The following is an 11,624-nucleotide window of genomic DNA, read 5'->3' as shown; positions in this document are numbered from 1 at the left end:
GATCACGCTCTGACCTGCACGTTTGTGGGCATCTGACGGCTGGTCCAGCCCTCTGGGACTTCTCAGGGACTTTCGGTCGAGTCCGTGAACCACGCCTCGATGGCGGACAGTCCCCGAGCGCCGGCCTGCGGCATGAAGTGCGTGTACGTCCGGAGCGTGAACGCCGGATCGGAGTGCCCCAGCCACTTCGCGAGCGAGACGATCGACTCACCGGCTTCGAGCATCACCGAGGCGTACGTATGGCGCAAGACGTGGAAGCCGTGCTCGCGGCTCGGCTCCCACACACGCGACGGCTTTTCACCTGGCTGTCGCTCGGGCAGCGGAGGGATGACTCCTGCGTCGGCCAGCGCCGGCTTCCACGCCTTCGTGTTCCAGGTGGTGCGATTGATCGCGCCGTGCCGTCCGGTGTACACGAGCAACGGGACGGTGATCTTCCGCCGATCCTCGCGCGCGAGGTCGGGTTCGTCGGGGTCCAGCCACGGCAGGGTGACGTCGATCGGTTCGAAGCGTTGCTGGTGAGTGAGGAGTCGCTTCGCGAGCACCTTCGGCAGAGGTGCGTCGCGTTCCTTGCCACCTTTGGGCGGGCCGAAGTACAGCTGCGACTTGTACATGAGGATCTGCCGCTCTATGTGCACGAGGTCGCCATGGATGTCACCCGGGCTGAAGCCGAACACCTCACCCTGCCGAAGTCCGCATCCGACGCCTAGGTCGAGCATGATCCGGTAACGGTCGGCCAGTGCCTCCCGTACGGCGTCGACACGATCCTGCTCCCAGGCGCGAGCCTTGCGCTCCGGCTTCTTCGGCGGCTTGATCGAGCTGTTGCCCTTACACGGGTTGCGGTAGAGCCGCTTGTCCTCGACCGCGGCCTGCATGATCGCCTTGAGGTACACCCACGCGACATACGCCGTGCTCGACGCTACCGCCCTCTGTACGTCGGCGGACCACTTGCGCAGCTCCGCGACGCCGATGTCCCTGAGAGCCAGGGATCCGAGCTGGGGCAGCACCTGCCCCCAGATCCGATGCCTCATGCTTTCCAATGTCTGAGCCGGATGTACTTGGGACGGCCACCAGTGCTTCTCGACGTACTCACGAAGGCTGATCGCACCATCGCGTGCGTCGACGAAGTCCCCTCGGCGCGCGTCGGTCTGCGTCTCAGCCAGCCACGCCTTGGCGTCCGCGACCGTATCGAAAGACCGGTCACGGACCCCCGGTATCCCCTTGACGCGGTAGCGCGTGCACTTGCCCCATAGGGCGGTGCGCTCGCGCTTGCCCGTCTCCTTGTTCGGCCGCTTCTTGAGCCACCGGTCTTCGATGTAACCCGCCATACTCGTCTCTCGGCCTCGCCTTGTTTCTCCCGGCGCGATCTGCGTCGCGGTCAGACACACAGACGATCTCCGTGTGCATGAAATTCCGAGTGCTGCTCAACTCCTCAAACCCGTTTTCCCAGGTCAGGCAGCACGGCGGCGCTCACGCTGCCGCGGGGCCTTGTTCAGCGGGTTGAGGGCCGGGTTCGACCGCGAGTCCGCCTGCTGCTGTTCGCTGAGCCACGCATCGAGCAGATCCCGGCGGTACATGACCCTTCCGCCGGGCCCCATCCGGAAGCTGGGCGGCCCTTGCCTGCGATGGCGCCAGATGTAGAGCGTGTTCACCGAGACGCCCATGTACTTCGCGGCGTTCTGGACGTTCAGGAAGGCGGCTTCGATGACAGGTTCTGGCTGGTTGCGCATCTCGTATCTCCGGGTAGGCGCTGCCGATGCAGGGGATGTTCCGTATTCACGGCCATCCCACGTAGGGCAGCCTGTGGAAGGCTGCTGGAAGCAGCATGAGGATCCGGAGAATCGGAGATTTGGTGCGACCGCCTCATCCGTGATAATGCGCGCGTTCGTAGAGCAGGTCTTCCCTATCGTGCGGCTCGTTCGACAGAGTCGATCGAGTTGTGACTGTGGATGTAAGCGCAACTCATTTAGGGGTAGCGGACCTGGCCACGCGGGTGAGTTGGCCGCCCGTAGCGTGCCGTGCGACGCCGGGTCCGGGTGACTCGTGAGTTCTGCCTCGTACCGGCCTCAGCACGTAGACGCGTCAGTACTCCGGGAGAGGACTCGGTCCATCATCCGGCTTCGCCAGTCTCCACCACGTACCGGACAGGACGACCGACCGACCAGAGTCACGATCTGCCTCAGTGGCCGGCGCCAGACGAACGCTGACCCACGTCCCCTTCTCCGGGACCGGCAACCCCAAGGCCCTGGCGATCTCAGGATCGGAGTTGCGGTGGTTCAGGACGAGGATGCCCTCGTCGGCCAGGATCCTCCGTGCATCCCGCGCTCTCTTCGCCGCATCCCGCTGCCTCGCGACCGTAGCGAGGACCGGAAGGGTCACCGACTGGCGCTGCGCCACGCGGAACAGTTCGTTCACGCGCCCCTGGCCGGTTGTCTGGGCAAGAATCGCCTCCAAGTCGGCGGCAGGAAGTCGATTCAGGACGTTCACCGGCAGACGGCTGTCCTTGTGGATCCATTCGATCGCCTCGCGTCCCGCCCGGCTCAGATTCCGCTTACCGTCCTTGTTGGCGCCAGAGACCAGCATCTCCTCGGTCGCCCTCACCACTCCGAGGCTCCACAACCCCCTGCGGTGGTCGAGGTGGACCAGTACGCACACACGGCCCTGGGCTTCTCTCGGGATGATCCAGGTCGAACCGGACGTCACCTTGAGATCTACGTCAACCCCGGCGACCCTGAAGTCGAGCGATCCGCGGGTGTCGAACCGGAAGTCGTGCCGCATCAGGTTCCCGACGAGCTGCCCAGCCATCGCCTTCTCCGACTTGGTGAGCTCCTCCCAGCGAAAACGTCCAGTGAGCTCACCGTCGAGGAGTCTCTCCATCGCCTGCCCCAGCACAGCCGCCATACGCCGCCCGGAGGGATCGAGACCCAGTAGTTCCTCCCTCACCACCCGCACTTCGTCCGCACCGTGTGCGCCGCCGGATATCAGCTCCGCTCCATGCCCCGGCCCCGCCTTCCTGACCGGCTGCGGACCGGCTGTCGGCAGCATCCTCTCCAAGTCAGCAATCCGCTGCATCACCTCTTGGACGTACTTCAGTGCCGCGTCCCGCTCGCCCGTGACGGCCAGCAACCTGCGTCGCAGCTCGCGGAGTTCCTCTTCGCGTGAGCTCGAACGGGCGTCGAGCTCGGCCTCCGCCTGCTCCTTGGCCTTGAGGGCAAGACCAAGGGCGGCCTGGGTGTCCAGCAACTGTTCGTGCACATGAACGAGTTTCGCCAGGTGAGCAGTGCAGTCCTTGTCATCACCCTGACCTTGGTCTGACTCGGCTCGGCCTGGCTGCACCCACGCCTTCTTCAGCAGCGCACGGGCCCTCCTGTGGGCCTTCGCCGACTCGACCGGGTCCGCGACGCATATCTCGATGAGAGCCTTGACCAAACCCTGATGGTTCTTGAGGCCCACACCCCTCAGGACTCTGTGCAGCGTCGACGGGGCCGGCTTCGGCTTGTTGCCCACCATGTCGGGCAGCTGAAGGTGTATCCGCTCCACCGACAGTCCGGCGGCATCCCGAAGGCCGCGCAGGAACAGGACGAGCAGGTCCTCTGCATCGTTCTCTCCGCAGGGAAGACCAGGCGGCCGCCCTTCCTTCCCCCGCGGGCGAGCTGACATCAGCGTCCGTTCTCTCGATACATTCGGGGTTCTCTCAGATGAAACTGAGAGAACCCTACCCGAGCTGCCGTCGGGGACCGCAGCCTGACTTCGTCACTTCCGTCACCAGAGGAGAGCCGTCATGCCCCAGCGCACCCCTTCCACCCGTCGCTCCATGTACGACTTGGCAGCCCTCGTGACCGTGCTGGCGACTGGCGTGGCCCTCGTGGCGCTCGGCGTCGCACCCGAGTCGCTCGCTGCGGTGACCATGGCGATGGCGGGCCTCTACTCCGCATGGCGCACAGGACCAGGTGGCCGAGGTACTGAACGGGAGCCCGAGCTGACCACACGCGACGACCAGGACCGGGAAGCCGAAGCGGTAAGGCGAGAGCGGGGCCACTCGTAGTCCACCCCTGCGGCAGAGGCCGGCAGCCCCCGTTCACGTCAAAGGAGACGGCGGCACCGATCGATCCGAGCAGGAGCTCATCGGTGCGTTCGATCGATTCAGGCAAGAAGTCGAATCGATCGAGACAGACTTGACCAATTTGGGTTAGCAGCTTGTGACTTCACTCCGCCTGAGCCCATGCTGCTCAGGTTCGGAGAAGCAGAAGATGTCCGGCCATGGCGTCGTGCCGTGGCGGCTTCTGACTCGCGGACCTTGGAGTTCCCGTGGACACCCCTGTCCTGCGGGCCGGTTCGGCATGTCCACCATCACCGGCACGCGCATCGGAGCCGATTCGGCTCCTCCGTCGCCAGTTCCCGAGCGACAGCACCTGCCTCGTCAGGTCCTCTTGCAGCCCCTCTCCCCTTCCCGCGGCACACACAGGGCCGCTGGGGGAGACGCCGTGACCCTTTCCCCTTTCGAGCCGAGTGTCGACCAGCAGACAGCGCTCGTAGAGCACCTCGTGAGCGCGGTGGTCAGCGACGCGACCGGAGAGGCCCAAGGCGACGTATGCCTGGGCGAACCTCCCAGCGCCCGCTATTTCATGGAGAGCCTCGGCCCCCACACCGTCGAGCCGGGCGGCGCCGCTCCACGGTACGGACGGACGACTCCGGACAGCCTCGGGTTCGAGTTCGAGGCCGAGAACGCCAGCTCCGTCACGGTCAAGGCCAGAGCCTCGTTCTACTACTCGGCGCTGCCGACCCGGGTCCAGCAGCTGGAGTGGGCCGGCGAACGCGAGGAGCCGTACCGGCTGGCTCCGTTGTTCAAGCGACTGGCCGTGACGGTCGGGCCAGTGGAGATCGTCCTGGGGCACGAGGCTGGTCTGCGGGAGACCCTGGAAGCCGAGTTCCGGAACGCCTTCGCGGAGGCCGTCAAGCTGGCTCTCCGCGACCCGCGGATCGACCGTCGCGTCGGGAGCGACCGCCGAGAGCGACTGGTCCCTCCTGGCGCGATGAAGGATGACGAGGCCTTCGAACAGTGGCTGGCCCGGGAGGTGGGCGGGGACCCCGTGGTGCCGTCCCCCGCCGCTCGCGTCATCGTCACGTCGAGGCCGGTTGCCTCCGGCAGGCTCCGTGTGACGGCGACACTCCAGAACCTCGCCAAGGACCCCGTCGTGACCGTCCAAGGTCGGGGCAGCAACGCCGGTCGTACCCGCCGTGACGAGGCCAGGGACAACGCCCTGTTCCGCGCGGGCCTGGAAGTCGAGGGCGACCGTCTGCTGCCGATCACGATGGACCTCGGTGCCGACGCCTATCGCTACTCCGGGGAGCTCGGAGCGTACGCGAACAACTGCGGTGTCGAGCCTCGGTGGCATGACGGGCGGCTCGTGGCTGTGCGCAGTGTGCCCGTTCCACAACACGACACCCACCGCGCCGTGCCACGGACCGACGAACGATGGGGATACGCGGCGCTCGCGACCGACCCGCTTCCGGTTCTCGACGATCTCGCCGACGAGATGGCGGCGTACCTGGACTCGCCGGCTTGGAGCACAGCAGACCTCCAGGACAGGCCCGGACTGGCCGACCGGAAGGAGGCCGACCGACGGGCCGCCGCGCTTGAGGTCTCTCGGCTCCGCGACGGCATCGCGTGGTTGCGACGGGACGAGCGCCTGCTGCTGGCCTTCCAGCTCGCGAACGAGTCCATGACGAAGCTCAACCAGCGGCGGAAGCGGCCGAGTCGGGGATGGCGGCTGTTCCAGCTCGTGGCCATCGTCAGTCAGCTCGGCGCCCTGGCCTGGCGGGAGCACCCGCAGCACCTCTTCTCCCCCGGGCTCTGGGGTGACGACCAGGGCGTGGACCCGACCGAGGCGGCAACCGTCGTCTGGTACCCGACCGGCGGTGGCAAGACCGAGGCGTACCTCGGACTGGTGCTGGTGTGTATGTTCTACGACCGCGCCAGGGGCAAGGCGGTCGGTGTCTCGGCCTGGTGTCGTTTCCCCCTCAGGTTGCTCACCCTGCAGCAGACACAGCGGCAACTCGACGTCGTCGCTGCCGCGGACATCGTCCGGGACCTGAACGCCGAGAGGCTCAAGGAGGTCGGCGGTGACCCCGGGTGGCCGTTCTTCATCGGGTTCTACGCCGGCGGCGGCAACACGCCGAACTCCCTGACCGCCGACCGCACACTCGACCGCCTTCGGGCGAGCGAGGCAGAGCGCCACGCGTTCCGCCTGGTGCACGACTGCCCCTACTGCGGTGAGCGGTCGGTGCACATCCCGCCGCCCGACCCCCAGCGCCTCAGGCTGGAACACGTCTGCGGCAACGAACGGTGCGGCAAGGTCCTCCCGATCGTCGTGGTGGACACGGAGATCTACCGCTACCTCCCTACCGTCGTGGTCGGCACGCTGGACAAGCTCGCGAACATCGGACTGTCGGACCGGTTCGGCGCGCTCTTCGGAGATGTCGACTGCTGGTGCACCCCCCACGGGTTCGGTCGGGGCGGCAAGTGCCACGAGCGCCATGCCCCAGGCCACCCGAAGTCGCCTCCGAAGCCCTTGGGGGCTCCCCTCTACGACCCCTCCCCGTCGTTGGAGATCATCGACGAACTCCACATGGTCAACGAGGAGCTCGGTGCGTTCTCGGGGCACTACGAGGGGCTCCTGGCGGAGGTCCAGCGCACGCTAACGGCCCGACAGCGCCCCGACGGACGGGGCGTCCGGATGAAGGTGGTCGCGACCACCGCGACCATCCGTGGCGAGGACCGCCAGAGCGAACACCTCTTCGGCCTGCGGTCGGTGGTGGTTCCTCTTCCCGGCCCCAACCTCGACGAGAGCTTCTACTGGCGTCTCGACCGGGGTCTTCCCCTGCGTCGCTTCGTCGGGGTCATGCCGACACGGGGTACGGCGGAGATGACGCTGGTCAGGATCCTGACGTCCGCACACCGGGCTCTGTGGAAGCTCGACCAGCGTCGGGATCTTCCCCCGGCTCTCGAAGCCTGGCCAAAGGAGGAGCTCCGCGCAGTCGTCGACCTGTACCGCACGAGTCTCACGTATGCGACGACGCTCGTGGACTTCGGTCGTATCCGGCGCTCGCTGGACACCCAGGTCAACGAGGCCCTGCGCAGGGAGGGGTTCCCCGATCTCCGCGTAGCCGAGCTGAAAGGCGAGACGCGCCTGGACGAGGTCCGCGGTGTCCTGGACGACCTGGGCAGCACAAACGGCAGCACGGGCATGGTCGTCGCGACGAGCATGGTCAGCCACGGGGTCGACGTGGACCGGTTGAACCTCATGCTGTTCAACGGGATGCCCAGGTCCATGGCCGAGTACATCCAGGCGTCGTCACGGGTCGGCCGTAAGTACCACGGCCTCGTGTTCATGCTCTTCAACCCGGTGAGAGAGCGGGACCGGTCGCACTACCGGTACCACGGCAAGTTCCACGAGTACCTGGACCGGATGGTCGAGCCGGTGGCTATCAACCGCTGGAGCCGGTTCGCCGTGCGCAGGACCCTTCCTGGGATACTGATGGGCCATCTCCTCCAGATCGCCAACCGGGACTGGTGGCGAGCGGGTAACGCGCCAGGGCACCTGCACGACCTCTCGAAGATGCAGGCCGCGCTCCGTGATCCTTCGATCGGAGGGCTCGAGGGCGTCCAGCTCACCGAACTGCTGGAGGCACTTCACACGGTCTTCCAGTCGGATCGCCCGGAGGGCCAGGAGCTCCACAGTGATCTCGAGGACATGGTGGAGCATGCACTGGCCAGCCTCCGCTCCACCGGGGCCTCTGCCGGCCTCTCCGGTGGCAACAACCGCGGATACCGCGCCACAGGCGACTACCTGGGTCTCGAATACCGGCCCATGACGAGTCTCCGGGATGTCTCCGAGGGTATCCCGTTCCACATCGTGTCCGACGGCAGGAGGTCGTGATGGCGTTCAACCCGAGGCACGACGACATGGCCCGCGACCGGGGTCAGGTCCTCTACCGGTACCGTCCCGGTCAGACCTTCGACCACCGCGGCGGCTACACCGCTCAGGTGGTGCAGTTCGGACGGGACGAGGAGTTCGACGGCCCCTCGCTCGACCGCGAGCACCTGGTCCAAGAGGCCATGCGGTTCGTACGCAGGTGGCGGGCCGCCGGCCGTGCGTTCGCCGCCGGCTCCGACCGGGCACCCGAGTTTCCCGGGGACGAGGACCGACTCGCCGACCGCCATTACGAGGTCGTGGTCCCCGGCAAGGTCTTCTGCCGTATCTGGCCTCGGGTGGTGCGCTGTGCCAGTGGCAGCTGCGGACATGTCTGGTCAGCCAGTGACCCCCGGCCGGGAACGGATGACTGGCCGCCGGCCTGCCCCGCGTGCGGAAACGCCGTCGGCAACCGGCAGCTCCAGTTCGTGTTCGCACACAGGTGCGGCGAGATGTCGCCCATGTACCCGCCGAGCAAGTGCCCTAGGGGACACACCCGGTTCAGGCTGGACGACCGTGCGAGTCGGTTCCGTGACTTCCGCTGGGAGTGCATGACATGCGGCTTCCCGCTGGGCGTGCAGTGGAGCTGCAGCAACTCGTCCTGTAGCTTCCCGGACAAGTTCATGCAACCCCTGCTCCACACGGCGGGGACAGCGCACGTCGGCCAGGGCCTGACGCTCGTGAACGTGACCACGACCGAAGAGGCCACCCGCCAGGGCAACCCCCTGTACACGGCCGCCGTACTCGGCTGGTGGCTCGGTGAGATCACCGAGGAGGAGTTCCGGCGGCTCACGGACGGGCACACGGTGGACGTCCCCGACGAGGTCGTCGAGAGCATCCGTGTGATGGAGGAGGCCGGGCTGCACGACCAGGCACGTGCGCTGCGGGCGCGCTTCATGCCCGTAGAGGTGGACCATCTGAGGGAGCGGGTGGGCAAGGCTCTCGGACTCGACACCGAGAGCGACGACGCCCGCGGGCTCGCAGCCGAGCTGCACACCTACCGTCGGGTTCTCAATCTGGAGCGCCTGGGCGTCCCCCGCCTTCAGCGGGAGGCACGCAACGCCGAGCGCCGCACTCTGTATGAGCGCTACCCCGAGGTCCTCGCGGCTGCTGGCCTCGGCCGGGACACCTGCCTGGTGAGCGATCTCCCGATCACCTACCTCGCGATCGGCTACAGCCGGACGGGTTTCAGCCCCGAGGAGGCGGATCTCGTGCCCTACCGAGGACGCGCCTCACGGGGCACCCCTGAGAAAACCCTGCTCTACGCGCACCCCACACAGGCGGAGGCGCTGCTCTTCCCGGTGGACAGGGAACGGGTGAGCCGGTGGTTGGTCCGCAACGAGCTCGTGAGTCGACGCGCCCTCGACGACGCCGGCGGCGTCGCCCAGTGGCTGGTGCACCAGCTCGGTCCGAGCGACGGCAAGGCCCTCTCCCACGAGACCCGCCCGGCACCGGGGCATCCCGACCTGCCCGTCCACGAGCTGTTCGGTCTGCTCCACTCCCTGTCGCATCAGCTCCTGCGGGCGCTGGCAGTCGACAGTGGCTACAGCGAGACCAGCCTGTCCGAGTACCTGTTCCCGTACGACCTGGCCTTCGCCATCTATCCCAACGGCGGAAGCGAGTTCAGCCTCGGTGCCATGCGGACCGTACTCGAGCAGAACCTCGACGCGGTCGTGAGCCGGGCCGTCGACAACGACTCCTGTCTGTACGACCCCAACTGCATGATCACGAACGAGGGTGCGGACCACGGTTGCCTCCAGCTCCCCGAGACGGCCTGTCAGTCCTGGAACCGGAACCTCTCCCGCTGGCACCTGTTCGGCTCCCCGGACGGCTCGAAAGTCGGGTACTGGGACCCAACCCTGTGAATGCCCGGTGGGGAGGGGCCCGTCCTATGCCCTCTCCACACCGGCCCCGCCAGACGTCGCAGGGCCCGTCGAACGCCGATCGTCCACAAGTGGAGCATGAGTGACCCCCTTTCCGCAGCACGCGGAGAGGCGTACGGAACGTTCACGTGGCCCTCGCGTCGGCAGAGCACCCCACTCAACTACCCATCCAAGGCCTGAACGGCATACATGGATAATCGCAACCAGTATCAGAAACCGGAAACAGGCTGGACATTCGGCGTGACGTACGACATAGCAGCTCCGGAGCCGGCGGGCATGGTCGCCTCGCTGAGTTCGCTCGGGTACTCCCTGCCTGCCGCCATCGCGGATCTCGTGGACAACAGCATCTCCGCGGGGGCGTCCACGGTCGACGTCGAGTTCACCTGGGCCGGGCAGGACTCCTGGATCGCCGTCGCCGACGACGGTGCCGGGATGACCGCCGGCGAGCTCGTGACCGCCATGACCGTGGCCGCGCGAGGCCCTGCGGCGCCCCGAAGCGCTACGGACCTGGGGCGCTTCGGCGTCGGCCTCAAGTCGGCCTCGTTCTCACAGGCCCGGCAGCTCACCGTCGCCACCGCCACCAGCGGCGAATGGCACGTGCGCACGTGGGATCTCGACGTCGTCGAGAGGTCGGGCGAGTGGCGACTGCTACGCGGCGCGGACGAGACGACCGGCGAGTTGCTCGACAGGATCCGGGGTGACGCGGACCACGGCACCGTCGTGTTGTGGCGGCGCCTCAACGGCTACCACGTCGACGCGGTGACGGTGGAGGACGAGCGGACCCAGAAGCAGTTCTACTCGGAGGCCGCCCGCACGGAGTCCCATCTGGGCATGGTCTTCGGCAGGTTCCTCACCGGAAGCCGACGTCGCAACCTGCGTGTGTCGGGCAGCCCCGTCGAGCCCTGGGATCCCTTCCTGTCCCGCCACCCGTCCGTTCAACCACTTCCGGTCGAGCGTCTGCGGTCGGGGGCGGGTTCCGTACGGGTGGAGGCGTTCGTCCTCCCCAGCGCCCAGAGGCTCGCCCCGGACGAGTACGAGAAGGCCGGCGGCCCGCGTGGGTGGCTCGACCAGCAGGGGTTCTACGTGTACCGCCGGGACCGTCTCATCCTGGCCGGTGACTGGCTCGGACAGCGCGGTTTGCGCCGCGAGGAGAAGTACAACCTGGCGCGGATCGCCGTGGACATCCCCGCCGAGACGGATGTCGAGTGGGGGGTCGACGTCCGGAAGTCCAGCGTCGTCCCGCCGGTCGCGCTGCGCTCTCATCTGCGGCGCATCGCCCTGCAGGCCAGGAGAAGGGCCGCCGACGTGCTTCGGCACCGTGGGCAGATCGCTGCGCGCACGCACGGGGATCCGCTCGTGTACGCATGGAACGTCCGCCGTGTCGACGACCAGGTCGCCTGCAGGATCAACCGGGGCCACCCTCTGGTGAAGGCGGCTCTGCGCTCCGGCGGTGCCGGCTCGGATGACGTTCGTGCCCTGATCCGTCTGCTTGAGGAGACGGTGCCGGTCGCCGCCCTTCGCGTGATGCACGAGACGGACACCAGCGACGACCCCGAGCCCTTCGGGGGCCCCGGCCCCGCCGACGCCGAGGCTACGGAGGTCGCACAGCGCATATACGAGGCGCTGGTCTCAGACGGCCGCTCGCCTGCGGCCGCTCGCGAACGCCTCCGGACGATGCCCCCCTTCGACCAGATGCAGGGCTTCTGGAACGGGTGAACCCGTTGTCGGTGCCCGCCCCTACTCTGCCCCATGCCGTTCCCGCCCAGCCGGA

6 protein-coding genes are annotated in these 11,624 nt (G+C 67.4%); 3 read left to right on the top strand and 3 right to left on the bottom strand.

Translation table 11 applies throughout. The features are described from left to right. Nucleotides 1–62: 62 nt before the first annotated feature. The 3 genes from ACZ4Z2_RS12810 to ACZ4Z2_RS12800 form a co-directional block, all read right to left on the bottom strand. Nucleotides 63–1,325 carry a tyrosine-type recombinase/integrase gene (locus ACZ4Z2_RS12810; protein WP_468075171.1) on the bottom strand — a complete coding sequence of 421 codons (1,263 nt, stop codon included), beginning with the start codon at nt 1,323–1,325 and terminating at the stop codon, nt 63–65. A 123-nt stretch (nt 1,326–1,448) separates the two neighbouring features. Continuing rightward, a complete protein-coding gene (locus ACZ4Z2_RS12805) occupies nt 1,449–1,727 on the bottom strand; it encodes a helix-turn-helix domain-containing protein (protein ID WP_468075169.1) in 279 nt (92 codons plus the stop codon). Nucleotides 1,728–2,079: 352 nt separating this feature from the next. Beyond that, complete coding sequence (locus tag ACZ4Z2_RS12800) at nt 2,080–3,507, bottom strand: NaeI family type II restriction endonuclease (protein WP_468075167.1); 1,428 nt, start codon at nt 3,505–3,507, stop codon at nt 2,080–2,082. A gap of 1,034 nt (nt 3,508–4,541) precedes the next feature. Here ACZ4Z2_RS12800 and ACZ4Z2_RS12795 point away from each other — a divergent pair. From ACZ4Z2_RS12795 to ACZ4Z2_RS12785, 3 genes are all read left to right on the top strand, one after another. Then, nucleotides 4,542–7,937 carry a helicase-related protein gene (locus tag ACZ4Z2_RS12795; RefSeq protein ID WP_468075165.1) on the top strand — a complete coding sequence of 1,132 codons (3,396 nt, stop codon included), beginning with the start codon at nt 4,542–4,544 and terminating at the stop codon, nt 7,935–7,937. Beyond that, complete coding sequence (locus tag ACZ4Z2_RS12790; protein WP_468075163.1) at nt 7,937–9,835, top strand: hypothetical protein; 1,899 nt, start codon at nt 7,937–7,939, stop codon at nt 9,833–9,835. Before ACZ4Z2_RS12795 ends, ACZ4Z2_RS12790 begins: the two co-directional genes overlap by 1 nt. A 258-nt stretch (nt 9,836–10,093) precedes the next feature. Continuing rightward, nucleotides 10,094–11,569: an ATP-binding protein gene (locus ACZ4Z2_RS12785; RefSeq protein ID WP_468075161.1), complete on the top strand. Its 1,476-nt coding sequence runs from the start codon at nt 10,094–10,096 to the stop codon at nt 11,567–11,569. The last annotated feature ends 55 nt before the right edge of the window (nt 11,570–11,624 follow it).

The sequence above is a fragment of the Streptomyces sp. NPDC030183 genome (assembly GCF_055573455.1).
This window is presented reverse-complemented; position numbering and strand designations above follow the sequence as displayed.

Excerpts from the sequence above, each read along its gene's own strand:
- ACZ4Z2_RS12810 (WP_468075171.1), bottom strand. The coding sequence starts at position 1,325 with ATGGCGGGTTACATCGAAGACCGGTGGCTCAAGAAGCGGCCGAACAAG.
- ACZ4Z2_RS12805 (WP_468075169.1), bottom strand. The coding sequence starts at position 1,727 with ATGCGCAACCAGCCAGAACCTGTCATCGAAGCCGCCTTCCTGAACGTC.
- ACZ4Z2_RS12800 (WP_468075167.1), bottom strand. The coding sequence starts at position 3,507 with ATGGTGGGCAACAAGCCGAAGCCGGCCCCGTCGACGCTGCACAGAGTC.
- ACZ4Z2_RS12790 (WP_468075163.1), top strand. The coding sequence starts at position 7,937 with ATGGCGTTCAACCCGAGGCACGACGACATGGCCCGCGACCGGGGTCAG.